Source organism: Brevibacterium sp. LAARM3_SD1 (assembly GCF_057364765.1).
Map to the genome: position 1 here is coordinate 13,804 of NZ_JBNFOL010000026.1, position 24,064 is coordinate 37,867.

28 protein-coding genes and 1 pseudogene are annotated in these 24,064 nt (G+C 64.1%); 25 read left to right on the plus strand and 4 right to left on the minus strand.

The window, feature by feature from the left end:
* Nucleotides 1–110: 110 nt before the first annotated feature.
* Together AC2W7L_RS13750 and AC2W7L_RS13755 are read right to left on the minus strand one after the other, a co-directional pair.
* The gene (locus AC2W7L_RS13750) at nt 111–1,136 is read right to left on the minus strand and encodes an ATP-dependent 6-phosphofructokinase (protein ID WP_486004906.1); all 1,026 of its coding nucleotides are present in this window, start codon (nt 1,134–1,136) and stop codon (nt 111–113) included.
* The gene (locus AC2W7L_RS13755) at nt 1,133–1,819 is read right to left on the minus strand and encodes a DUF1707 SHOCT-like domain-containing protein (RefSeq protein ID WP_486004907.1); all 687 of its coding nucleotides are present in this window, start codon (nt 1,817–1,819) and stop codon (nt 1,133–1,135) included. The genes AC2W7L_RS13750 and AC2W7L_RS13755 overlap by 4 nt, the downstream gene beginning before the upstream one ends.
* A 147-nt stretch (nt 1,820–1,966) precedes the next feature.
* On the opposite strand from AC2W7L_RS13755, the gene AC2W7L_RS13760 reads away from it, so the two are divergent.
* The 6 genes from AC2W7L_RS13760 to AC2W7L_RS13785 all read left to right on the plus strand — a co-directional run bounded on the left by AC2W7L_RS13760 (nt 1,967) and on the right by AC2W7L_RS13785 (nt 8,488).
* Nucleotides 1,967–3,172, plus strand: a complete 1,206-nt coding sequence (locus tag AC2W7L_RS13760) for a glycosyltransferase (RefSeq protein WP_486004908.1) — start codon at nt 1,967–1,969, stop codon at nt 3,170–3,172.
* Nucleotides 3,169–4,371: an ArnT family glycosyltransferase gene (locus AC2W7L_RS13765; RefSeq protein ID WP_486004909.1), complete on the plus strand. Its 1,203-nt coding sequence runs from the start codon at nt 3,169–3,171 to the stop codon at nt 4,369–4,371. The genes AC2W7L_RS13760 and AC2W7L_RS13765 overlap by 4 nt, the downstream gene beginning before the upstream one ends.
* Entirely contained in the window at nt 4,353–5,309 is a 957-nt protein-coding gene (locus AC2W7L_RS13770; RefSeq protein ID WP_486004910.1) for a mannosyltransferase YkcB-related protein, read from the plus strand. Before AC2W7L_RS13765 ends, AC2W7L_RS13770 begins: the two co-directional genes overlap by 19 nt.
* Nucleotides 5,310–5,324: 15 nt before the next feature.
* Nucleotides 5,325–6,041, plus strand: a complete 717-nt coding sequence (locus tag AC2W7L_RS13775; protein WP_486004911.1) for a response regulator transcription factor — start codon at nt 5,325–5,327, stop codon at nt 6,039–6,041.
* Nucleotides 6,038–7,549, plus strand: coding sequence for a sensor histidine kinase (locus AC2W7L_RS13780; RefSeq protein WP_486004912.1), 1,512 nt, complete (start codon nt 6,038–6,040; stop codon nt 7,547–7,549). Before AC2W7L_RS13775 ends, AC2W7L_RS13780 begins: the two co-directional genes overlap by 4 nt.
* Nucleotides 7,550–7,963: 414 nt before the next feature.
* Entirely contained in the window at nt 7,964–8,488 is a 525-nt protein-coding gene (locus tag AC2W7L_RS13785) for a hypothetical protein (protein WP_486004913.1), read from the plus strand.
* 98 nt (nt 8,489–8,586) lie between these two features.
* On the opposite strand, the gene katG is transcribed toward AC2W7L_RS13785, so the two are convergent.
* Both katG and AC2W7L_RS13795 read right to left on the minus strand, forming a co-directional pair.
* Complete coding sequence (katG, locus tag AC2W7L_RS13790; RefSeq protein WP_486004927.1) at nt 8,587–10,770, minus strand: catalase/peroxidase HPI; 2,184 nt, start codon at nt 10,768–10,770, stop codon at nt 8,587–8,589.
* 144 nt (nt 10,771–10,914) lie between these two features.
* Entirely contained in the window at nt 10,915–11,391 is a 477-nt protein-coding gene (locus tag AC2W7L_RS13795) for a Fur family transcriptional regulator (protein ID WP_486004914.1), read from the minus strand.
* Between the two features lie 556 nt (nt 11,392–11,947).
* Between AC2W7L_RS13795 and rpsL the strand changes: the two genes are divergently transcribed.
* The 19 genes and pseudogenes from rpsL (at nt 11,948) to rpsH (ending at nt 24,054) form a co-directional block, all read left to right on the plus strand.
* Nucleotides 11,948–12,322 (plus strand): 30S ribosomal protein S12, encoded by a 375-nt coding sequence (rpsL, locus tag AC2W7L_RS13800; RefSeq protein ID WP_025777935.1) that lies wholly within the window; start codon nt 11,948–11,950, stop codon nt 12,320–12,322.
* The gene (gene rpsG / locus AC2W7L_RS13805; RefSeq protein WP_039206341.1) at nt 12,322–12,792 is read left to right on the plus strand and encodes a 30S ribosomal protein S7; all 471 of its coding nucleotides are present in this window, start codon (nt 12,322–12,324) and stop codon (nt 12,790–12,792) included. The genes rpsL and rpsG overlap by 1 nt, the downstream gene beginning before the upstream one ends.
* Nucleotides 12,793–12,891: 99 nt before the next feature.
* Nucleotides 12,892–14,995 (plus strand): annotated as a pseudogene (gene fusA, locus AC2W7L_RS13810) (elongation factor G).
* Between the two features lie 116 nt (nt 14,996–15,111).
* Nucleotides 15,112–16,305 (plus strand): elongation factor Tu, encoded by a 1,194-nt coding sequence (gene tuf, locus AC2W7L_RS13815; RefSeq protein ID WP_167194667.1) that lies wholly within the window; start codon nt 15,112–15,114, stop codon nt 16,303–16,305.
* A 510-nt stretch (nt 16,306–16,815) separates the two neighbouring features.
* Nucleotides 16,816–17,124: a 30S ribosomal protein S10 gene (gene rpsJ, locus AC2W7L_RS13820; RefSeq protein ID WP_009379191.1), complete on the plus strand. Its 309-nt coding sequence runs from the start codon at nt 16,816–16,818 to the stop codon at nt 17,122–17,124.
* Between the two features lie 11 nt (nt 17,125–17,135).
* Nucleotides 17,136–17,810, plus strand: a complete 675-nt coding sequence (rplC, locus tag AC2W7L_RS13825) for a 50S ribosomal protein L3 (RefSeq protein ID WP_025777931.1) — start codon at nt 17,136–17,138, stop codon at nt 17,808–17,810.
* 5 nt (nt 17,811–17,815) lie between these two features.
* On the plus strand, nt 17,816–18,469 hold the full coding sequence (rplD, locus tag AC2W7L_RS13830) for a 50S ribosomal protein L4 (RefSeq protein ID WP_025777930.1): 654 nt from the start codon (nt 17,816–17,818) through the stop codon (nt 18,467–18,469).
* Nucleotides 18,466–18,765, plus strand: coding sequence for a 50S ribosomal protein L23 (rplW, locus tag AC2W7L_RS13835; protein ID WP_025777929.1), 300 nt, complete (start codon nt 18,466–18,468; stop codon nt 18,763–18,765). Before rplD ends, rplW begins: the two co-directional genes overlap by 4 nt.
* 30 nt (nt 18,766–18,795) lie before the next feature.
* Nucleotides 18,796–19,632, plus strand: coding sequence for a 50S ribosomal protein L2 (rplB, locus tag AC2W7L_RS13840; protein ID WP_169251730.1), 837 nt, complete (start codon nt 18,796–18,798; stop codon nt 19,630–19,632).
* A 15-nt stretch (nt 19,633–19,647) separates the two neighbouring features.
* The gene (gene rpsS, locus AC2W7L_RS13845; RefSeq protein WP_025777927.1) at nt 19,648–19,929 is read left to right on the plus strand and encodes a 30S ribosomal protein S19; all 282 of its coding nucleotides are present in this window, start codon (nt 19,648–19,650) and stop codon (nt 19,927–19,929) included.
* Nucleotides 19,930–19,971: 42 nt separating this feature from the next.
* A complete protein-coding gene (rplV, locus tag AC2W7L_RS13850; protein WP_025777926.1) occupies nt 19,972–20,358 on the plus strand; it encodes a 50S ribosomal protein L22 in 387 nt (128 codons plus the stop codon).
* Nucleotides 20,358–21,173 carry a 30S ribosomal protein S3 gene (gene rpsC, locus AC2W7L_RS13855; RefSeq protein ID WP_139468552.1) on the plus strand — a complete coding sequence of 272 codons (816 nt, stop codon included), beginning with the start codon at nt 20,358–20,360 and terminating at the stop codon, nt 21,171–21,173. The genes rplV and rpsC overlap by 1 nt, the downstream gene beginning before the upstream one ends.
* Nucleotides 21,174–21,176: 3 nt before the next feature.
* Nucleotides 21,177–21,593, plus strand: a complete 417-nt coding sequence (gene rplP / locus AC2W7L_RS13860) for a 50S ribosomal protein L16 (RefSeq protein ID WP_025777924.1) — start codon at nt 21,177–21,179, stop codon at nt 21,591–21,593.
* Nucleotides 21,594–21,595: 2 nt separating this feature from the next.
* A complete protein-coding gene (gene rpmC, locus AC2W7L_RS13865; protein ID WP_025777923.1) occupies nt 21,596–21,847 on the plus strand; it encodes a 50S ribosomal protein L29 in 252 nt (83 codons plus the stop codon).
* Nucleotides 21,847–22,134, plus strand: coding sequence for a 30S ribosomal protein S17 (gene rpsQ / locus AC2W7L_RS13870; protein WP_025777922.1), 288 nt, complete (start codon nt 21,847–21,849; stop codon nt 22,132–22,134). The genes rpmC and rpsQ overlap by 1 nt, the downstream gene beginning before the upstream one ends.
* 145 nt (nt 22,135–22,279) lie before the next feature.
* Nucleotides 22,280–22,648: a 50S ribosomal protein L14 gene (gene rplN / locus AC2W7L_RS13875; RefSeq protein WP_025777921.1), complete on the plus strand. Its 369-nt coding sequence runs from the start codon at nt 22,280–22,282 to the stop codon at nt 22,646–22,648.
* A 2-nt stretch (nt 22,649–22,650) separates the two neighbouring features.
* A complete protein-coding gene (gene rplX, locus AC2W7L_RS13880; protein ID WP_092015649.1) occupies nt 22,651–23,019 on the plus strand; it encodes a 50S ribosomal protein L24 in 369 nt (122 codons plus the stop codon).
* Complete coding sequence (rplE, locus tag AC2W7L_RS13885) at nt 23,019–23,588, plus strand: 50S ribosomal protein L5 (RefSeq protein ID WP_039206325.1); 570 nt, start codon at nt 23,019–23,021, stop codon at nt 23,586–23,588. The genes rplX and rplE overlap by 1 nt, the downstream gene beginning before the upstream one ends.
* 67 nt (nt 23,589–23,655) lie before the next feature.
* The gene (rpsH, locus tag AC2W7L_RS13890; protein WP_025777918.1) at nt 23,656–24,054 is read left to right on the plus strand and encodes a 30S ribosomal protein S8; all 399 of its coding nucleotides are present in this window, start codon (nt 23,656–23,658) and stop codon (nt 24,052–24,054) included.
* The last annotated feature ends 10 nt before the right edge of the window (nt 24,055–24,064 follow it).

Below are 24,064 nucleotides of genomic sequence, written 5' to 3' on the forward strand. Positions count from 1 at the left end.
CGTCAGCCGTAAGGCAGACAGGAGGGGCACCCACCATCTGGTGGGTGCCCCTCCTGTCATTCACTCAGACATCGAGAAACGGGTGGACTGTCGAAACACGGTGCGTTCCCTCAGCCGAAGAGCACCTGCGCCTCTTCCCAGCGATGCAGCGGCACCGACTTGAGGCTGTGCACGGCCGAGGACATCTCCACGGAGACGATGTCCGTGCCCTTGAGGCTGGCCATCTTGCCCCAGTGCCCGTGCTGGGCGAGGTCGACGGACGCCATTCCCAGCCGGGTGGACAGCACACGGTCGTACGCGGTGGGGGAGCCACCTCGCTGCAGGTGCCCGAGGATCGTGGCGCGGGATTCGATTCCGGTGATCTCTTCGATCTTCGGGGCGAGGTAGTTCGCGATTCCGCCGAGGCGGACTCGGCCGTGGTTGTCCACGCCGTGGTCGGCGACCTGAGAGTCGAAGCCCTCGGGAACGAAGCCCTCGGCGACGACGACGATGGGGGCACGCCCGCGATCCTTCGCCGAGGTCACCCATTCGGCGATCTGGTCGAATGAGACAGGGAACTCGGGCATGAGGATCGCGTGGGCGCCGGCCGCCATTCCTGCGTGGAGGGCGATCCAGCCGACGTTGCGTCCCATGACCTCGATGACCATGCAGCGGTGATGGGATTCGGCTGTGGTGCGCAGGCGGTCGATCGCTTCCGTGGCGATGGACTGGGCGGTGTCGAAGCCGAAGGTGTAGTCGGTGTTGCCGAGGTCGTTGTCGATGGTCTTCGGCACGCCCACGATGTGCAGACCCTCCTCGTTGACCAGACGCGACGCCCCCGCGAGGGTGCCTTCGCCGCCGATGGCGATGAGCGAATCGATTCCGTGGGAGGCCATGACTTCGCGCATGCGCTCGGGACCGCCGTCCTCATAGGGGTGAGTGCGGGAGGTGCCGAGGATGGTGCCGCCACGGCCGGAGAGGCCTCGGACATCGAGCATGGTCATATCGAACATGTCGTCGTGGAGCAGGCCACGCCAACCGTCGCGGATGCCGACGAACGAGGCGTTGTGCGTGCGGATTCCCTTGCGGACGATGCCGCGGATGACAGCATTGAGTCCCGGGCAGTCTCCGCCCGACGTCAGTACACCGATCTTCATTCCAGTTGACCCTGATCCTTTGCTCGGTAGCCTTTTGCCAGATGGACATCGTGTCCGGCCATGAGTGAGAAGCCCTTGAGGACGACGGTGCCGTTCGATCCGTCTCCCCGCGCGGACTGACGGACCTCATTGCCCGCCATGATGTTGATCGTCTCGTCACGGATGCGCACACCCGGCGGGACGTAGATATCGTTGCCGCCCCACATCGAGTAGGAAACCAGCTCGACAGTCACACCCGGTCCCATGACCGCGCACAAATCGATATTGTCCCCGCCCATGAGCGCATAGGTGGTGACCTGTCCGGTCCCTGGCGCCACGTCGATCTCACGGCCGGACAAGATGGCCACCGAGTTCGTGGGCGGGGCGGAACCCGGATCGACGGCCGGGCTGAGCTCGGTCGAACCTTGTCGCTGCAGAGCCGCCCCCGGACCCGATTCCTGACCATGCCCGGTCTGGCGGGCAAGCCTCTGGTGGAGTCGGTGGCCCTCCGGCAGATCGTCGATCAGCGGCATGAGGTCATCGAGGAACTTCGCGGAGATGGCATCATCCTGCCGCTGCGCGGTCTCCTCGGGGGCGAGGCGTCCGTTCGTCACCGCCTCCGTGATCACGGAGAGGACCTCGTCACGGTCCTTGTCGGAGGCACGGATCCGGCGCTTCGGGGCAGGGGAGTCATCATCGGCCATGGCCCCCAGTGTAGCGGGAATCACCCGCCCGGACCGGACCTTCCGCCGAGGCGGTCGGACAGGGCACTGTGTCGTGTCGTCCCGTCCACAGCCGGGCCACAGCTGCGACCGATGCTGGCCCTAAGCAGAGACGCGAACGTGGTCCCCATGAGATACGAGAGCAGCGCCGGAAACCAGCCCGCAGCGCACCCAGAGTCCCCGTCCCTCCAAACGGCCACGACCGTCGACCTCGTCGTCCCGGTCTATGACGAGGAGGCTTCGCTGGCCGCCTCGATCGAGACCCTCCTGGCTGTCGAAACCTCCCGAGGCACCGAGGTCACGATCATCATCGCCGACAATGCGAGCACCGATAAGACTCCCATCATCGCCGCGACCCTGGCGGCCGAACACCCGAACGTCGAATACGTGCGGCTCGAGCAGAAAGGCCGCGGGCGCGCACTGTCCCGGGTGTGGCAGTCCTCGACGGCGGATATCGTCGCCTACACAGATGTCGATCTCGCCACCGACATCCGAGTCCTCGAACCGATGGTCGAGGTGATCCGTTCGGGACTGGCTGATGTCGCCATCGCGTCGCGCCTGCAGCCGGGTCTCGAGATCGAACGCGGCATCAGACGCGAGATCATCTCCCGCTGCTACAACCGACTGCTCAAGCTCAGTCTCGGTGTCGGCTTCAGCGACGCCCAGTGCGGATTCAAAGCGATGTCGCAGCGTGCGGCTAGGGAGCTGCTTCCGCAGGTGGAGAACAACGAGTGGTTCTTCGACACGGAGCTGCTCGCTCGCGCCGAGTGGGCGGGGTACCGCATCCACGAGTTCGGCACAGACTGGATCGACGACCCGGATTCCTCAGTCGATGTGGTCAGCACGGCGTGGAAGGACATCAAGGGCATCGTGCGTCTGCGCCGTGGCGGCCGGGTCCCGGCTTCGACCGAGCCGCCGGCACCGAACACCGGAGCCCAGATCCTCCACTTCATCGACGTCGGACTCATCAGCACCATCCTCTACGCGACGATCTACCTCTTCAGCTCGCAGGTCGTCTCCGCCGCCGCGGCGAACGTCATCGCCCTGCTCTTGTCGACGGTGGCCAATACGGCGCTCAACCGCAGTCACACCTTCGGAGTCCGGTCCCCGCACCGACGCCTGACCTCCCAGCTCAAGGGACTGGCGGCCTTCGGCTTGTGCCTGGCTTTCACATCGGCAGGGCTGGCTGTGGCCGAGAGCTTCACCGGCGCGTGGGCGAGTCTCGGGACACTCGCCGTGCTCACGGTGGCGAACCTCGCCGCGACTGTGGTCCGTTTCGCACTCATGCGCACATGGGTGTTCGCACGCCGAACCCGTCAGGAGGTCTCGGCATGAGGCGATACTGGTATCCGATCACAATCACCGTCCTCACTCTCGGCACGATCGCCGCCTACCTCGTCAACCTCAGTTCCAACGGGTGGGCGAACTCCTTCTACGCGGCGGCAGTCCAAGCCGGTTCGGAGAATTGGGAAGCCTTCCTCTTCGGCTCGCTCGACTCGGCGAACGCGATCACCGTCGACAAACCCCCGGCCGCTCTGTGGCTCATGGCGCTGAGCGCTCGCGTCTTCGGCTTCTCCTCGTTCTCGATGCTCCTGCCGCAGGTGCTCCTGGCTGGGGTGAGCGTGCTCCTCATCGTCCATTCGGTGCGACTGAGCCTGAGATCCCACGTCGGATCGCGCCTCGAGAAGGCTGCCGCGCTGGTGGCCGGCGTGATCTTCGCGGTCTCCCCGGTAGTGGCGCTGATGTTCCGGTTCAACAACCCGGACGCGCTGCTCGTGACCCTGATGATCGGCGCGGTCGTGGCGACCCAGCATGCCCTGCGGGCGGTGCACAGGCGCCGCGGCGGGAACTCGGCCGAGACCGGTGCCCCCGGATCCGCACGCACGGTGGCACTTTGGCTCGTCCTCGCCGGTGTCTGCCTCGGCTTGGGGTTCCTCACCAAGCAGTTCCAGGTCCTCCTCATCGTCCCCGGCCTCGCTTTGGCCTGGGTGCTCTTCGCACGCACCTCCTGGCTGCGCCGCCTGCTGTGGCTGCTCGTTCCCATCGCAGCGATGGTGCTCAGCGCCGGTTGGTGGATCGCTCTCGTCGAACTCATCCCCGCCGACTCCCGGCCCTATGTCGGCGGCTCGCAGACGAACTCGTTCCTCGAACTCACCTTCGGCTACAACGGGTTCGGGCGGCTGACCGGCAATGAGACCGGGTCAGTCGGCGGCGGAGGCGGCGGTCAGGGCGGCGGATGGGGCGAAACGGGCATCACCCGGCTGTTCACCGGCAGCTTCAGCCAGCAGGTCTCGTGGTTCCTGCCCACCGCCCTGTTCCTGCTGGCCGTCACGGTCGTTCTCCTCATCCTCGCCGAGGCGGCCCGTCGTCGCCGTGTCCCTCCAGACACGACCGGTCCGTCACGGTCGGGAGCACTCCGAGCAGGACACGGAAGCCGAATGCCGTCACTGACGACGACCGGGCGGTCCGCGCGTCCCGCTCACACGGCACCGGCAGCCTCGGCGCGGGGCTGCTCATGTGGGGTGCGTGGCTGATCGTCACCTGGCTCGTGCTGTCGAATATGAACGGTATCGTCCACGAGTACTACACCGTCGCGCTCATTCCTGCGATCGCCGTCGTCATCGGACTCGGCGCCGCTGTGCTGCTTGCCCGCCCGGGATTCCTCCCGCGTCTGCTGCTGGCGGTGGCTTGGGCCCTGACCGGGGCGTGGCAGTTCATCATCAGCTCGCAGATGACGGGGATTCCGGGCATCCTGCGGTGGAGTGTGCTCATCGTCTCGATCCTCGGTGCTCTGGCCCTTATCATCACTGCTCACCGACGGTTCGGCACCCTGTTCGCCTCCGTGCTCGTCGCGCTCGCCGTTCTCGGCAGTGCCGCGATCCCGGCTCAGCTGACCGTGCGCACGATCGCCGGGTCGACACAGGGATCGATCGTCACTATCGCCGGTACAGGTTCAGGCATGGGCGGAGGACCCGGCGGCGGAATGCCCGGCGGTAGCGGAACGCCCGGAGGGGGCGAGATGCCCGGCGGAGGCTCCGGCGGCGCGAATGGGACGACTGACGGCGTGCCCGGCGGCGCCGGCGGCGGAGGCGGAATGGGCGGTCTGCTGGGCGCCTCCGACCCCTCGGACGAACTCACACAGCTGCTCGAGCAGGATGCTTCGGACTATACCTGGGTGGCTGCGACGACGGGAGCGAACCAGGCAGCGGGATACCAGCTCTCGCTCGAAGAACCCGTGATGGCGATCGGCGGCTTCAACGGCACCGATCCTTCGCCGACCCTCGCCGAGTTCAAGCAGCTCGTGTCCGAAGGCAAGATCCACTACTACATCGGATCGGGTTCCGGCGGTGGTCAGGGCCCCGGCGGAGGAGACTCGGACTCCGCCTCGTCTCAGATCGCGGCCTGGGTCGAGTCGAACTATGAGGCGACGACCGTCGACTCCGTTTCGCTCTACGATCTCAGCGCAGGTTGAGGGGATAATCGATCTATGACTCCGACAGAGAACCCGCCGGCACGCATCCTCATCGTCGACGACGAAGCGAACCTCGCCGAGCTCCTCGTCATGGCCTGCAGGGTTCGCGGGTGGGAGGCCGATGGGGTCGGTACGGGACGTGAGGCAGTGGCGCTGGCTCGCAGCGAGCACTTCGACGCGATCGTCCTCGACGTGATGCTGCCCGACCTCGACGGTTTCGCCGTCATCGAGAAGGTCAGGGGAGAGGGCATCGACACCCCGGTGGTCTTCCTCTCCGCAAGGGATGAGGTCGATGACCGCCTCACCGGCCTCCGCCTCGGCGGGGACGACTATGTGACGAAGCCGTTCAACCTCGACGAGGTCATCGCACGGATCGAAGCTCGGCTGCGGCGCAGCGTCCCGGCGGGACCGGCTGACGACGAGGATGTGCTGCGCGTCGGCGACCTCGAACTCGACGAGCGTTCGCATGAAGTCACCCGTGCCGGCCAGCCGATCGAGCTCACCGCCCGTGAATACGAGGTGCTGCTTCTGTTCATGCGCAATCCTCGGGCGGTCCTGTCGAAGGCGCAGATCCTCGACCGAGTCTGGGACTACGACTTCGGCGGCAACGGAAATATCGTCGAGCTCTACGTGTCCTACCTGCGGAAGAAGATCGAGGCGCCGTTCCCGCACCTGCCGAACCTCTTCCACACGAAGCGCGGGGCGGGCTACATCCTGCGGGCGGAACAGTGAGACTGCGGCGGTGGCGGCTGCAGACGAGGCTCATCGTCCTCGCCGGCCTCGTGCTTCTGCTCGTCGGTGCCGGAATCGGCGCAGCCTCGTGGGTGAGTGTGCGCACCTCTCTGATGTCCGACCTCGACGAGCAGCTGACGTCGATGGCCTCGCATGCGCGCAGCGGTGGACCTGGTTCGGGTCCGGGCGCGGGCCCTGGCACCGAATCGACGTCGGCGGTCGACTCGGCTCTGCGTTTCCTCTTCCAGCCGGGAGTCGGTGACGGCGCGCTCGCCGTCGTCGACTCCGGCGGCGGGGGAGAGGGGCTCATCGCCGAGGCGGGGCTGAACCGTCCCCGGTCTCTGTCGTCGGATGCGATCGAGGCTCTGCTGTCGGTCGAGCCCGGGACCAGCGAGGCCAGCCACGAATCCGTGCGTGTGCCCGGCTTCGGCGTCTATCGAGTCGTGGCCTTCGAAGAAAGCGGAACGAGGACCGTCTACGGGGTTCCACAGGGCAGCGTCGATGCTGCCTTGGATCGCACCGCTTGGACGACCTCGGTCGTCGTTCTCATCGGCGTCCTCATCACCGCCGGTCTCATGGCCGTGATCATCCACCGCCAGCTGCGTGATCTCAGGGACGTCGCCCGCACCGCGCGTGAGGTCACGGACCTCGAGCTCAGTGCCGGAAAGCCCGAGCTCGCGCTGCGCGTACCGTCGGAACTCGCGATTCCCGGGACCGAGGTCGGCGACGTCGGGGCCGCGGTCAATCGGATGCTCGACCATGTCGGGACCGCCCTCGACGAGCGCTACCGGGGCACGGAGCAGATGCGCCGCTTCGTCGCTGATGCCTCCCACGAGCTGCGCACGCCGATCGCGACGATCCGCGGCTGGGCCGACCTCACCCGGCCGTACCGTGATGATCTGCCCGACGAGGTGACCACCTCCTTGGGCAAGATCGATTCCGGAGCGATGCGGATGTCCTCCCTCGTCGACGATCTCCTTCTCCTCGCCCGACTCGAGGCCGGTCGTCAGCCGACGAGCGAGGATACGGTCGATGTGTCATCGCTGCTCGTCGAACTCGTCGAGGATGCCCACGTTGTCAATCCCGACCACAGGATCTCCCTCGACGTGCCACCGGAGGCCCTCGAGGTACGCGGAGCGGCTGACCAGGTCCGTCGGGTCGTGTCGATCGTGCTCACGAACGCCTGCGTGCATACGCCCCCGGGCACCACCGTGTACGTCGAGGCGCAGGCGATGCGGAAACCGGTGTCGGGGCAGCTGCCGAGCGACGTCGTGGCGATCCGCATCAGTGACGACGGTCAGGGCATTCCGCCCGAGATTCGAGACCGAGTCTTCGACCGCTTCGTGCGTGGGGATCCCTCGCGGGCACGGCACGACGGAGCCAAGGGAGGTTCCTCTGGGCTGGGGCTGGCGATCGCCGCTGGTCTCGTCGATCTCATGCACGGCAGCATTTCGATGTCGAGCACGGAGGCAGGAACGACCTTCGAACTGCGCCTGCCCGTTGCCTGAGCCGAATCGCACAGGCTGGCCACAGGCACGACTGGGAAGGGCTACAGCGCAGGGACCGAAAGTGGAATCACTGACAACCAGAGGAGATTCCATGACCGAGAACCACAGCCCCGACCGCGACGCCACCCGGGACCACGACAGCGCGGGGAGTACGACGCCGTCTCCGGACCCCACAACGGCTGCGGACCCCGCGGCCAGCACCGCCGCGCAGAGGAACATGCGAGGCGATGCACCACACGGAAAGCCAAGCGGGTCTCAGGGGAATGTCCAGGGCGCGACAGGCCCCCACGCCGGCCCCAGCTGGCAATGCAATCGGATCCGACCGTCCAGGGCAGTGCGAACGGATGGTCCGACCGAACCAATCGCTCGGCAGCCGTTCCACAGCCGGAGAGTTCGGCCGGACCGCGGCCGTGGGTGAACCCCTACGAACAGTCTGCGCAGAGTACACAGTTCGGCAGCACCGCAGGACCGCGGAAGCAGAAGCGGAGAGTCCCGCTCGTCCCGGCGGTGCTCGCCGGTTCGGCCCTGTTCGTCGTCGGCGGTCTCGCCGGGGGAGCGATCGGGGTATCGGCGGCAACAGCGTCGAATGATTCGGGGACGAGCCAGGGCCCGGGAGGTCAGAACGGACCCGGCGGAATGGGCGGCCAGCAAGGCGGTGCTCAGGACGGCGGCGGACAGTCCGACGGCGGAGGCATGCCCGGCGGACAGTCCAACGGAATGCCGGGAAACCAGAACGGCAGCACCGACTCCGGGGACTCCTCCGACGGGTCCAGCTCCGATGGATCCAGCTCGGACGGCAGCGCCTCCGACTCCGACGGATCGGACGCGAGCGCTGACACCACCTCCGCAGGCACCGACGAGACGACGATCGAGAACGCAGCCGTCACGCACTTCGACCAGATCTTCACCGGATTCGCCGTGCTCAACCGGGACGAGTGAACGCTGCTGATATCAGCGCAGCAATGACGATGCCCCCACCGATCGGTGGGGGCATCGTCATTGCTGACGCGTCGGTCACCTTGGCGACCGTCGCGGGATCAGCGCCTGAGGTCGAAGCGGTCGGCTTCGACGAGCTTCGTCCAGGCCTTGACGAAGTCGGCGACGAACTTTCCGTTCGCGTCGTCGGAGCCGTAGACTTCGGCGATCGCGCGCAGCTCGGAGTTCGCGCCGAACAGCAGGTCGATTCGGCTGCCGGTCCACAGCTTCTCGCCCTCGGGGGAGTAGCACTCGTAGACGTTGGCGGTCTCGGACGGTCCGACGGGCTTCCAGACGTTGCCGAGCTCGAGCAGATTGACGAAGAAGTCGTTCGTCAGCTCTCCGGGCCGGTCGGTGAAGACACCGAGCTCGGAGTCCTCGTAGTTCACACCGAGGACGCGGAGTCCGCCGATGAGGACCGTGAGCTCGGGCGGGGTCAGACCCAGCAGGCTGGCCTTGTCGAGCAGGAGGTACTCGGCCTTGAGCGGAAGGCCCTCGGTGAGGTAGTTCCGGAAGCCGTCGTGGGTCGGCTCGAGGTAGCTGAACGAGTCGACATCGGTCTGCTCCTGGGTGGCGTCGCCGCGACCCGTGGAGACCGGAACCGTAACCGGGTGACCGGCCGCAGCGGCAGCGGACTCAATGCCGACGGCACCGGCGATCGCCAGCACATCGGCAAACGATGCTCCGGTGGACTCGGCGATGCCCTCGAGTACCGGGAGCACCTCGGCGAGCTTGGCAGGCTCGTTGGCCTCCCAGCTGCGCTGCGGTTCGAGGCGCAGACGACCGCCGTTGACTCCGCCGCGCATATCCGAGACGCGGTGGGACGACGCGGCGGCCCAGGTGGTCGATACGAGCTGCGAGACGGTCAGACCGGACTCACGGACAGCGGCCTTGACGGCTTCGAGGCCGGCGTCATCGAGCGGGGTGCCGGCCGGGACCGGGTCCTGCCAGATGAGCTCCTCGGTCGGAGCCTCGGGGCCGAGGTAACGGGTCGCCGGGCCCATATCGCGGTGGGTGAGTTTGAACCAGGCGCGGGCGAAGGCGTCCTCGAATGCCTTCTGGTCGTCCTTGAAGCGGCGGGAGATCTTCTCGTAGATGGGATCGAAGCGCAGCGACAGGTCGGTGGTGAGCATGCGGGGCTCGCGGCGTCCGTCGCCCTGGGCCATCGGGACCATGTCGTCCCCGCCGCCGTCCTTGGGACGCCACTGCAGGTGACCGCCCTCGTTCTCGAAGACCTCCCACTCGTAGGCGAAGAGGATGTGGAAGAACTCGTTGTCCCACCGGGTCGGGTGGTAGGTCCAGGTGACCTCGATGCCCGAGCCGATCGAGTCGTTGCCCTGTCCCGTGCCGAAGTCGGACTTCCAGCCCAGGCCCTGCTCTTCGAGCGGGGCGGCCTCCGGATCGGCGCCCTTATGCGATTCGGGGCCGGCACCGTGCGTCTTGCCGAAGGTGTGTCCACCGGCGATGAGAGCGACGGTCTCCTCGTCGTTCATGGCCATCCGTCCGAAGGTTTCGCGGATGTCGATCGCGGCCTTGAGCGGATCGGGCTCGCCTTCGGGGCCTTCGGGGTTGACGTAGATGAGTCCCATGGTGGTCGCAGCCAGGGGCTTCTGCAGCTCGCGGTTGCCCACGTAGCGCTTGTCGGTGCCCAGCCACTCGCTTTCGGAGCCCCAGTACACGTCGTTGTCGGGTTCCCAGACGTCCTTGCGACCGCCGGCGAAGCCGAAGGTCTTGAAGCCCATCGACTCGAGTGCGACGTTTCCGGCGAGGATGAAGAGGTCTGCCCAGGAGATCTTCTTGCCGTACTTCTTCTTCACCGGCCACAGCAGGCGGCGGGCCTTGTCGAGCGAGACGTTGTCGGGCCAGGAGTTCAGCGGAGCGAAGCGCTGCTGACCTTCGCCGCCGCCTCCGCGGCCGTCCTGCACACGGTAGGTGCCGGCCGAGTGCCAGGCCATGCGGATCATGAACGGACCATAGTGTCCGAAGTCAGCGGACCACCAGCCCTGGTTGTCCTTCTGCAGGGCTTCGATGTCGGCCTTGAGCTGGTAGTAGTCGAGGCTGTTGAACTCCGCGTCGTAGTCGAAGTCGGGATCCATGGGGTCACGTGCCGGCTGACCCTTGGCAAGGATCTTGAGGTTGAGGCGGTTGGGCCACCACTGAGCGTTGGCATCACCCTGGACGGGGTTGACCAGCTGGTCGGAATCCGGCGCGTCGACGGCTCCGTGGAAGTGTGGGCGACCGGGCAGCCGCCGGTGGTCGTCTGGGTCATCGTGTTCCTTTCACAGTCGAGTCGCATTCGACGACTCGGATGACGGGATGGGCAACCCTCGCAGAAAGGGCATAGTCGTGTCCTCGGGAGAAGACGGGTGGTGGTGAACGGAAGCCGGGAATCACACGGCCGAGAACTGATCGTCGCCGGTCGGCTGAGCACCGGCGGTCGCGCAGTCGGGGCACAGGCCCCAGAACGTCACTTCGGCCTGTTCGATGATGAAGCCGGCATCGTGAGACGGAGTCAGGCACGGCGCCTGTCCGACAGTGCAGTCGACATCGACGATGAGACTGCACGATCGGCACACCATATGGTGATGGTTGTCCCCGATGCGACGCTCGTACCGAGCCACAGAGCCCGAAGGCTGGATGCAGCGGACGAGCCCCACCTCGGTGAGAGTGTGGAGCGAATCGTAGACGGCCTGGTGGGAGACCGCCGGCAGCGATTCGCGGACGGAACGGATCACGGTGTCGGTGTTCGCATGCGGATGGTCCCGCACGGCATCGAGCACTGCGACCCGCTGTTTCGTCACACGCAGCGACGTCTGCCGCAGAGCCGCGGCAGCGTCTTCGTCGTGTTCATGCTTCGTCCCGTTCACAGCACCAGAATGCCTGCTTCTTTTGAATGAGTCAAGGAAAGATTCGGTGAACCCTCGCCGAGGCGGCCGACCCGAGCCGCCGGGTGTGCGGTTGCGTGGCCGCTGCTATCCGACGGCGGTTGCGGGGCCCGCCTCGGGTGCGCGTCGCCCGAGGTGAGACGGGTGGTTTCTCGGGCATGGGCGGTGCCGCGTGATTTCCGCGGCAGGGCGCGGTAGGATGGATGATCGCCATTTTGACCAGACGTGCTCGAGAGAGATATTCTGGGAGGCGACTGATTGTGTTATCTGCGTCGTCGATCGATCCTGCCGGGCGTTCTGTGAGACCCGGAATCCTTGAGAGAAGTCGTCGCTGCAGGCCGCCGAGAAGTCGTCGCTGCGCTACCGTGTCCTTGCGACACACCCGGGCGCAGGGGTCGATGACTCGCGTGGTTACTGGCATCGGGAGCCGAGCTTCACCCGGTGTCCGGTCGGATATGTCCCACGGTTCACAGAGACGACTGCGGTCGTGGCCGAAATTGGGAATTAGGTCTATCGAGAAGCAAATGGAGAACGCTTAGTGCCGACTATCCAACAGCTCGTCCGCAAGGGACGGCATGTCAATACAGCAGGATCGGACGCTCCTGCCCTCAAGGGCAGCCCGCAGCGTCGTGGAGTGTGCACCCGTGTGTACACCACTACCCCCAAGAAGCCGAACTCGGCTCTTCGCAAGGTCGCTCGTGTCAAGCTTTCGAGCCAGATCGAAGTGACCGCATACATCCCGGGCGAGGGACACAACCTGCAGGAGCACTCGATCGTGCTCGTGCGCGGTGGCCGCGTCAAGGATCTGCCCGGTGTCCGCTACCGGATCGTCCGCGGTTCGCTCGACACCCAGGGCGTCAAGGGTCGCCAGCAGGCCCGCAGCAAGTACGGTGCGAAGAGGGAGAAGAAGTAATGCCACGTAAAGGTCCTGCACCCAAGCGACCGATCGTCGTTGACCCGGTCTTCAGCTCACCGCTCGTCACGCAGCTGATCAACAAGATCCTGCTCGACGGCAAGCGCTCGACCGCAGAGCGGATCGTCTACGGTGCCCTCGAAGGCACCCGCGAGAAGAACGGCAACGACCCCGTTGTCAACCTGAAGAAGGCTCTCGACAACATCCGTCCGTCCCTCGAGGTCCGCTCCCGCCGTGTCGGCGGCGCGACCTACCAGGTGCCGATTGATGTTCGTCCGGCTCGTTCGACCACCCTGGCTCTGCGGTGGCTCGTGGGATACTCCCGCCAGCGCCGTGAGAAGACCATGACCGAACGACTCATGAATGAGATCCTGGACGCCGGCAACGGCCTCGGCGCAGCAGTCAAGCGCCGCGAGGACACTCACAAGATGGCCGAGTCCAACAAGGCCTTCGCCCACTACCGCTGGTAATCGCCTGCCCTGTGCGCCGGTCGGCGGACCTCGTCCGCGAGTTCTGTCGGCCGGTAGCGCAGGGGAGTCGAGCAAATCATCGATTGAGAGAGAGACACCGTGGCACTTGACGTGCTCAGCGACCTGAACAAGGTCCGTAATATCGGCATCATGGCCCACATCGATGCCGGTAAGACAACTACGACCGAACGCATCCTCTTCTACACCGGCGTGAACTACAAGATGGGCGAGACCCACGACGCGCCGGCACCATGGACTGGATGGACCAGGAGAAGGAACGCGGCATCACGATCACGTCGGCCGCGACGACCTGCTACTGGGACAACAACCAGATCAACATCATCGACACCCCCGGTCACGTTGACTTCACGGTCGAGGTGGAGCGTTCGCTGCGCGTCCTCGACGGCGCGTCGCTGTGTTCGACGGCAAGGAGGGCGTTGAGCCCCAGTCCGAGACCGTGTGGCGTCAGGCCGACAAGTACGATGTTCCGCGCGTCTGCTTCGTCAACAAGATGGACAAGCTCGGTGCTGACTTCTACTTCACCGTCGACACCATCAAGGAGCGCCTCGGCGCGAAGCCGCTGGTCATCCAGCTGCCGATCGGTGCCGAAAGCGACTTCGCCGGTATCGTCGACCTGCTTGAGATGAAGGCCTATGTCTGGCCCGATGAGACCAAGATGGGTCAGGACATCACCGAGATCGAGATCCCCGAGGATCTCAAGGACAAGGCTGTTCAGTACCGTGCGCAGCTCGTCGAGGACGTCGCCGAGAGCTCGGAAGAGCTCATGGAGAAGTACCTCGAGGGCGAAGAGCTCACGATAGCTGACGTCAAGGCCGGCATCCGCGAACTCGTCATCAAGTCCGAGGCCTTCCCGGTCATGTGCGGTTCCGCGTACAAGAACAAGGGCGTGCAGCCCATGCTCGACGCGGTCATCGACTACCTCCCTTCGCCGCTCGACGTGCCTCCGATGATCGGACACAACCCGAGCAACGAAGAAGAGGAACTGACCCGCAAGCCTTCGACGGACGAGCCGTTCTCGGCTCTGGCCTTCAAGGTCGCCTCCCACCCGTTCTTCGGCTCGCTGACCTATGTGCGCGTGTACTCCGGTCACGTGAAGTCCGGTGAGCAGGTGCTCAACACGACTTCAGGCAAGAAGGAACGCGTCGGCAAGCTCTTCCAGATGCACTCCAACAAGGAGAACCCTGTCGAAGAGGCCTTCGCCGGTCATATCTACGCCTTCATCGGTCTCAAGGAGACCACGACTGGCGATACGCTCAGCGACCCGGCCAACCCGATCGCTCTCGAATCGATGACCTTCCCGGAGCCTGTGATCTCCGTGGCCATCGAGCCGAAGACCAAGAGCGACCAGGAGAAGCTGTCCTCGGCCATCCAGAAGTTCGTCAAGGAAGACCCGACCTACCAGGTCGAGCTTGACGAGGAGACCGGTCAGACAGTCATCCGCGGAATGGGCGAGCTGCACCTCGACATCCTCGTCGACCGGATGCGTCGCGAGTTCAAGGTTGAGGCCAACGTCGGCAAGCCGCAGGTCGCCTACCGTGAGACCATCCGTCGCACTGTCGAGAAGTACGACTACACCCACAAGAAGCAGACGGGTGGATCGGGACAGTTCGCGAAGGTCCAGGTCACCTTCGAGCCTCTCGAGGTCGAAGGCGATACGATTTACGAGTTCGAGAATGCCATCACGGGCGGACGCGTTCCGCGCGAGTACATTCCGAGCGTCGACGCCGGCATCCAGGACGCCATGCAGCTCGGTGCCCTGGCCGGTTACCCGATGGTCGGTGTCAAGGCCACCCTGGTCGACGGCGCCTACCACGATGTCGACTCTTCGGAGATGGCATTCAAGATCGCCGGTTCGATGGTCTTCAAGGAGGCCGTCCAGCGGGCGAACCCGGTTCTTCTCGAACCGGTCATGGACGTCGAGGTGCGTACCCCTGAGGAATATATGGGTGACGTCATCGGCGACCTGAATTCCCGGCGTGGACAGATCCAGTCGATGGACGATGCTTCCGGTGTGAAGGTCGTCAAGGCTGTAGTCCCGCTCTCGGAGATGTTCGGTTACATCGGTGACCTGCGGTCGAAGACCCAGGGCCGCGCGGTGTACTCGATGACCTTCTCCAGCTATGCGGAGGTCCCGAAGGCTGTTGCCGAGGAGATCATCCAGAAGGTGCGCGGCGGAGAGTAATCTCCGAATTCCGGTCGCCCCGGTGATCAAGAACATGGTCGCCGGAATGAAAGATAACCAACAAAAGGTCTAAGATATGAACCGCATATCTTTTGACAACCACGAGGAGGAACCCAGTGGCAAAGGCTAGTTTCGAACGGACTAAGCCGCACGTCAACATCGGCACCATCGGCCACGTTGACCACGGAAAGACCACCCTGACCGCTGCGATCACCAAGGTCCTGGCGGATCAGTACCCGGATCTCAATGAGGCTCGCGCCTTCGACCAGGTCGACAACGCACCTGAGGAGAAGGAGCGCGGCATCACCATCAACGTCTCGCACGTTGAGTACCAGACGGAGAAGCGTCACTACGCTCACGTCGACGCACCGGGTCACGCCGACTACGTGAAGAACATGATCACGGGTGCCGCTCAGATGGACGGTGCGATCCTCGTTGTCGCCGCCACCGACGGTCCGATGCCCCAGACGCGTGAGCACGTCCTGCTCGCCCGTCAGGTCGGCGTTCCCTACATCGTGTGCGCGCTGAACAAGTCCGACATGGTCGACGACGAAGAGCTCCTCGAGCTCGTGGAGTTCGAGGTTCGCGATCTGCTCTCGAGCCAGGAATTCGACGGAGATAACGCTCCGGTCATTCCTGTGTCCGCTCTCAAGGCGCTGGAAGGCGACGAGAAGTGGGTCAAGAGCGTCCAGGATCTCATGGCTGCCGTCGATGAGAACGTTCCGGAGCCGGAGCGCGACGTCGACAAGCCGTTCCTCATGCCCGTTGAGGACGTCTTCACGATCACCGGTCGTGGAACCGTCGTCACCGGTCGTGTCGAGCGCGGCGTCCTCCTGCCGAACGACGAAATCGAAATCGTCGGCATCAAGGAGAAGTCGTCCAAGACGACCGTCACCGCTATCGAGATGTTCCGCAAGACCCTGCCGGATGCCCGTGCAGGTGAGAACGTCGGTCTGCTGCTTCGCGGAACCAAGCGCGAAGACGTGGAGCGCGGTCAGGTCATCGTGAAGCCGGGTTCGATCACCCCGCACACCAAGTTCGAAGCTCAGGTCTACATCCTGAGCAAGGACGAGGGCGGACGTCACAACCCGTTCTACTCGAACTACCGTCCGCAGTTCTACTTCCGGACCACGGACGTCACCGGCGTCATCACGCTGCCCGAGGGCACCGAGATGGTCATGCCCGGCGACAACACCGACATGTCGGTCGAGCTCATCCAGCCGATCGCTATGGAGGACGGCCTCCGCTTCGCTATCCGCGAAGGTGGACGCACCGTCGGCGCCGGTCGAGTCACCAAGATCAACGCCTGATCTGACTCACTGAGCACCACCGGCTAGGGCCGCAGTTCTTCGGAACTGCGGCCCTTCCGCATGTTCGGGACGCACTTGCCGACGACCGGTCAGATGATGCTGTTTGGGGGAGTTGCGCTGCGCCGTCTGATTGAGGGCCGGCATGAATCGGGTTCGCGCCGTCCTTGAGAGTTCCCTCACAGGCACCGTTCCCGGAATTGCGTGGGTGAAGTGCTCTATGACAAGATAGTGAAGTTGCGTTTTGGGCGTTGACCCCTGCACTGCGGTAGTGATACCGCGAACAGCCCGAAACACTATCGGATCGATGAATCTGCACCATGCGGGTTCGGACCGAGCAGCCAATGAGTAGAAGCGCCGTCGGCGCTGGGGGAGAAGTGAGAATTTCTCCGCCAGGATTAGCCGACACGCCCGACCTCGGGGGTCGGTCATGGTCAGCCGGCACAGACGGCAGAGGGCTTTCAGGTCTCTGCGAGTTGATGGCCGGAAGCAACTAAAGAAAGAGACGACGCCATGGCGGGACAGAAGATCCGCATTCGGCTCAAGTCGTACGACCACGCTGTGATTGACAGTGCTGCACGCAAGATCGTGGACACCGTCACTCGCGCAGGTGCGACTGTTGTGGGCCCCGTGCCGTTGCCAACGGAGAAGAACGTTTACTGCGTCATCCGTTCGCCGCACAAGTACAAGGACAGCCGTGAGCATTTCGAAATGCGCACGCACAAGCGTCTGATCGACATCGTCGACCCGACGCCGAAGGCAGTCGACTCGCTGATGCGTCTCGACCTCGCTGACGACGTCAACATCGAGATCAAGCTCTAAGGGAGGCAGCAATGGCGAACACTCGTTCATCCGCTCTCCCGACCACCAGCAAGGTCAAGGGCCTGCTGGGAACCAAACTGGGCATGACCCAGGTCTGGGATGAGCAGAACAACCTCGTGCCGGTGACCGTTGTGGCCACCGGAAACAACGTCGTAACTCAGGTCCGCAACGAGGAAACCGATGGTTACCCCGCTGTGCAGATCGCGTTCGGCGAGATCGATCCTCGCAAGGTCAACAAGCCGACCGCAGGCCACTTCGAGAAGGCCGGCGTGACCCCACGCCGTCACCTCGTCGAACTGCGCACTGCAGACGCTGCTGACTACGAGCTCGGCCAGGAACTCGGCGTCGACACGTTCGAAGCCGGAATCAAGGTCGATGTGACCGCGAAGACCAAGGGCAAGGGCACAGCCGGTGTTATGAAGCGTCACGGCTTCGCCGGTGTCGGCGCCTCCCACGGTCAGCACCGCAACCACCGCAAGCCAGGTTCGATCGGCGGAGCCGCGACACCTGGTCGCGTGTTCAAGGGTATGCGCATGGCCGGCCGTATGGGCGCTGTCAAGCACACCACCCAGAACCTCACGATCCACGCCGTGGACAACGAGAACAACTTCCTGCTCATCAAGGGTGCCGTTCCCGGCCCCAAGGGTGGAGTCGTCCTCGTTCGCTCGGCCGTGAAGGAGGCCTGAACGTAATGACTGATGTCAAGACAGTCGACGTCATCGATGCCGCTGGTGCCAAGGCCGGCTCGGTTGATCTGCCCGCCGAGGTCTTCGGCGTGCCGACCAACGTGCCCCTGATCCACCAGGTCGTCGTTGCACAGCTGGCTGCGGCCCGTCAGGGTACGCACAAGACGAAGACCCGCTCCGAAGTTCGCGGTGGCGGTCGCAAGCCCTACCGTCAGAAGGGAACCGGCAACGCCCGTCAGGGTTCGATCCGCGCTCCTCAGTACAACGGCGGTGGAATCGTGCACGGACCGGTCCCGCGCGACTACTCGCAGCGGACCCCCAAGAAGATGAAGGCCGCCGCCCTGCGCGGAGCCCTGTCTGATCGTGCACGCCTCGATCAGGTCTTCGTGATGAAGAACCTGGTCACCGGCGACGCCCCGTCGACCAAGCAGGCGAAGGCCGCACTGGCCGGCCTGTCCGAGCGCAAGAACACTCTCGTGGTGCTCGAGCGTGACGACGAGCTCACCTACCTGAGCGTGCGCAACCTGCCCCACGTTCACGTGCTCACCTCCGATCAGCTCAACACCTATGATGTGCTGCTCGCCGATGACATCGTGTTCACCGAGGCAGCTCTGGCCGCGTTCCTGAGCGGAAACCGCAAATCGGAGGACGCATCATGAGTCTGAACTTCAAGGACCCGCGCGACATCATCGTCGCTCCGGTCGTCTCGGAGAAGACCTACAGCCTGATGGACGAAGGCAAGTACACCTTCCTCGTCGACCAGGACTCGAACAAGACCGAGATCAAGCAAGCCATTGAAACGATCTTCGATGTGCAGGTCGCCAAGGTGAACACCCTGAACCGTCAGGGCAAACGCCGCCGCACCCGCACCGGTTGGGGAAAGCGCAAGGACACCAAGCGTGCCATTGTCGCCCTCAAGGACGGATCGATCGACATCTTCGGTGGATCGCTCTAAGCGATCCTTCGTCAAAGAAGGACAAGACTCATGGGAATCCGTAAGCACAAGCCGACGACCCCGGGCCGCCGTGGCTCGTCGGTCGCCGACTTCGTCGAAGTGACCCGGTCTACACCGGAGAAGTCGCTTCTGCGCCCGCTGCCCAAGCGCGGCGGCCGCAACAGCCAGGGACGCGTGACCACCCGCCACCAGGGTGGCGGTCACAAGCGTCAGTACCGTGTCATCGACTTCCGCCGCCATGACAAAGATGGCGTTCCGGCGAAGGTCGCACACATCGAATATGACCCGAACCGTACGGCTCGCATCGCTCTGCTGCACTATGCAGACGGAGAGAAGCGCTACATCATCGCTCCGCAGAACCTCAAGCAGGGCGCACAGGTGGAAGCCGGTCCGGGTGCAGACATCAAGCCGGGCAACAACCTTGCCCTGCGCAACATCCCAGTCGGCACCGTGGTGCACGCAGTTGAAATGCGTCCCGGTGGCGGTGCCAAGATCGCTCGTTCTGCCGGTTCGTCCGTGCAGCTCGTGGCGAAGTACGGCCGTTTCGCACAGCTGCGGATGCCTTCGGGCGAAATCCGCAACGTCGATGCGCGCTGCCGTGCAACGGTCGGCGAGGTCGGCAATGCCGAGCAGTCGAACATCAGCTGGGGCAAAGCAGGCCGCATGCGTTGGAAGGGCAAGCGCCCGACCGTCCGCGGTGTCGTGATGAACCCGATCGACCACCCGCATGGTGGTGGCGAGGGCCGTACTTCGGGTGGTCGTCACCCAGTCAGCCCGTGGGGTCAGTTGGAGGGCCGCACACGCCGGCCGAACAAGGAGAGCGACAAGTACATCGTGCGCCGTCGCCGGACCGGCAAGAAGCGCTGATTGGAGTACTGACTTATGCCTCGTAGCCTCAAAAAGGGTCCTTTCGTCGACGAACACCTCTTCCAGAAGGTGGCTCGTCAGAACGAGAAGAACACCAAAAATGTCATCAAAACATGGTCTCGTCGCTCGATGATCATCCCGGATTTCCTGGGACACACCATCGCAGTACATGACGGACGCAAGCATGTCCCCGTCTTCATCACTGAGTCGATGGTCGGACACAAGCTCGGCGAGTTCGCACCGACACGGACGTTCCGTGGCCACGAAAAGGACGATCGCAAGGGGCGCCGCCGCTGAGGCGGGGCACTCTTTCGATCCTAGAGAAGAGAGAAGGAAGCGATGGAAGCCAAGGCTAAGGCGCGGTACCTGCGCGTTACGCCTCGCAAGGCTCGGCGCGTCATCGACCTCATTCGTGGTCAGCAGGCGACCGAAGCACTTGCAGTGTTGAAGTTTGCAGAACAGTCGGCATCAGATCCGATTTACAAGCTCGTGGCCTCCGGCATCGCCAATGCGCGTGTCCGGGCCGACGAGGAAGGCGTTGCGTTCGACGAGAACGAACTGGTCATCTCCGAAGCCTTCGTGGATGAGGGGCCGACCATGAAGCGGTTCCGTCCGCGTGCCCAGGGTCGTGCATTCCGCATCGAGAAGCGCACCAGCCACGTGACAGTGGTCCTGGCCAGCGGTGACGACCTGCCTCAGCGCAAGAGCCGGAAGGGGAACCGCTAATGGGCCAGAAGATCAATCCGAATGGATTCCGACTCGGAATCACCACGGATCACAAGTCGAAGTGGTTCGCTGACTCGACCAAGCCGGGGCAGCGCTACCGTGACTACGTGCTCGAAGATGTCAAGATCCGCCAGATGATGAACACCGGCCTCGAACGGGCCGGCATCTCGAAGGTCAACATCGAGCGCACGCGTGACCGTGTCCGCGTCGACATCCACACCGCACGCCCGGGCATCGTCATCGGCCGTCGCGGAGCCGAAGCAGACCGTATCCGCGGTCAGCTCGAAAAGCTCACCGGCAAGCAGATTCAGCTCAACATCCTTGAGGTGAAGAATCCCGAGGTCGACGCACAGCTTGTCGCCCAGGGCGTTGCCGAGCAGCTCGCCAGCCGCGTGGCCTTCCGCCGTGCGATGCGCAAGGCGATCCAGAGCGCCCAGCGCGCAGGTGCCAAGGGCATCCGCGTGCAGTGCTCCGGCCGTCTCGGCGGTGCTGAGATGAGCCGTTCCGAGTTCTACCGCGAAGGACGTGTGCCCCTGCACACGCTGCGCGCGAACATCGACTTCGGCGTTCACGAAGCCCACACCACTTTCGGACGCATCGGCGTCAAGGTGTGGATCTACAAGGGCGACATGACCGATAAGGAGCTTGCCGCCGAGCAGGCCAAGGCTCCTGCTGCTCGTGGCCCGCGTGGCCGTGGGCGCGGTCGTGGAGGCCGCGGACGTGGTCAGGAAGGCGCACCGCGCCGCGGCGACCAGGCCCGTAATACTGAGAACAGTGCCGAAGCCCCCGCGGCTGAGGCCGGATCGGAGGGCTGAGATATGCTGATCCCTCGTCGAGTGAAATTCCGCAAGCAGCACCACCCCAACCGGGGCGGCGCCGCCAAGGGAGGCACGACGGTGTCCTTCGGTGACTACGGCATCCAGGCTCTCGAGCCGGCCTATGTCACCAACCGTCAGATCGAGGCCGCACGTATTGCCATGACGCGCTACATCAAGCGCGGCGGCAAGGTGTGGATCAACATCTACCCTGATCACCCGCTGACGAAGAAGCCTGCCGAGACCCGCATGGGTTCCGGTAAGGGTTCGCCGGAGTGGTGGATCGCCAATGTCAAACCCGGTCGAGTCATGTTCGAACTCGGCGGTGTGTCCGAGGAAGTTGCTCGCGAGGCTCTGCGCCTGGCGATCCACAAGCTTCCGCTGAAGGCCCGTATCGTGGCCCGCGAAGGTGGTGAGTGAGAATGGCTATCGGTTCGAAGAACCTTTCCATCGACGCGCTGGACGGTTACGACAACGAGCGTCTGCAAGAAGAGCTCAAGAAGGCCAAGGCCGAGCTGTTCAACCTGCGTTTCCAGTCGGCCACCGGTCAGCTGGAGAGTCACGGTCGCCTCAAGGCCGTGCGTCGCGACATCGCTCGTATCTACACCGTGCTCAACGAACGGGAGCTGGACATCCGTCCGAACCCCGCTGATGCCAAGGAAGAGAGCAAGTGATGGCGGAGACCACGAATACCGAGGCCACTGCTGCGGAACGCAACTCCCGCAAGACCGCACGTGGTTACGTTGTATCCGACAAGATGGACAAGACCATCGTCGTCGAGGTTGAGGAGCGCATGAAGCACCGCCTCTACGGCAAGGTCATGCGCAAGTCGGTCAAGTACAAGGTTCACGACGAAGAGAACACCGCCGGTATCGGCGACCTCGTCCTCGTGGCCGAGACGCGGCCCCTTTCGGCCGCGAAGCGTTGGCGGCTCGTCGAAATCGTCGAACGCGCCAAGTAGTCAACGCCACCCCACCCACCCGGTCCCGCCCGCGGCCTCCTGCAGGCCGCGGGCGGCTACCGGGAACGGGGTGAAATGTCAATGAATCCGTTCCGCAAGGCTCGCGCTCAAGGCGTGAGAACCAGCGCGACGACAGGAGAAAATAGTGATTCAGCAAGAGTCGCGACTCAAAGTCGCCGACAACACTGGCGCCAAGCAGATCCTGGCAATCAGGATCCTGGGTGGCTCCGGTCGGCGCTACGCCTCGATCGGTGACACCATCGTGGCAACCGTCAAGGATGCAATCCCGGGCGGCAACGTGAAGAAGGGTGACGTCGTCAAGGCCGTCATCGTTCGCACTGCCAAGGAACGTCGTCGTCCCGACGGCTCCTACATCAAGTTCGATGAGAATGCAGCTGTCATCCTCAAGAACGATGAGGAGCCGCGCGGCACCCGTATCTTCGGACCCGTGGGACGCGAACTCCGCGACAAGAAGTTCATGAAGATCGTCTCCCTGGCACCGGAGGTGTTGTGAGCATGGCGAACAAGCTCAATATCAAGAAGGGCGACCTCGTCCAGGTCATCGCCGGCGCTCGGCAGTCCCGTGGTGGCGATCGTGGGAAGCAGGGCAAGGTCCTTGCCGTCTACCCCGAACGCAACCGCGTCCTCGTTGAGGGCGTCAACCGCGTGATCAAGCACAAGAAGGCTACGCAGACTCAGGCCGGCGGCACCGCTGGTGGCCGTGAGACCCACGAAGCCCCCATCCACGTGTCCAACGTGGCGCTCGTTGATCCCAAGGACAACAAGCCCACCCGCGTCGGATACCGCGAGGAGAGCGTCGAACGCGACGGTCGCACCAAGACCATTCGGGTTCGCTTCTCGCGTCGCACCGGGGAGGAGATCTGATGACGGAAACAACCACCAGCCGTCCCGCACCGCGTCTCAAGCAGATTTACCGCGAAGAGATCGTTGCGAAGCTGCAGGAAGAGTTCAACTACGCCAACCCCATGCAGGTTCCCGGATTGACCAAGGTCGTCGTGAACATGGGTGTGGGTGACGCAGCACGCGATTCCAAGATGATCGAAGGCGCGATCAACGACCTGACTCTGATCACCGGTCAGAAGCCCGTCGTGACCCGTGCCCGCAAGTCCATCGCGCAGTTCAAGCTGCGCGAGGGTCAGCCCATCGGCGCTCACGTCACCATGCGCGGAGCCCGGATGTGGGAGTTCATCGACCGCGTCATCACTCTGGCACTGCCGCGTATCCGCGACTTCCGCGGACTCTCGGATCGTCAGTTCGACGGAAACGGTAACTACACCTTCGGCCTCACGGAGCAGTCCATGTTCCATGAGATCGACCAGGACCGGATCGACCGCGTCCGCGGTATGGATATCACCGTCGTCACCACCGCGGCAACCGACGATGAGGGACGTGCACTGCTGCGTCACCTCGGGTTCCCGTTCAAGCAAAAATAATCGCTACGTTGCAGGTCCAAGCACAGTATGTGGGCGGAAACCGTAACGAGGAAGGGCAAGTGCCCAAATGACAATGACTGATCCAGTCGCAGATATGCTTACGCGTCTGCGCAACGCCAACTCGGCTTATCACGAGGACGTCAGCATGCCGTTCTCGAAGCTCAAGTCGAACATCGCCGAGATCCTCAAGACCGAGGGCTACATCACCGGCTGGAGCGTCGAAGACGCCGAAGTCGGCAAGACGCTGCTCCTGGACCTGAAGTTCGGACCCAACCGGGAACGTTCGATCGCCGGCCTGCGCCGTGTGTCGAAGCCGGGACTGCGCGTCTACGCGAAGTCCACGAACCTGCCCAAGGTTCTCGGCGGCCTCGGCATCGCCATCCTGTCGACCTCGTCAGGTCTCCTGACGGACCGTCAGGCCGCCAAGAAGGGTGTGGGTGGGGAAGTCCTCGCCTACGTCTGGTAAAGGAAGGAGA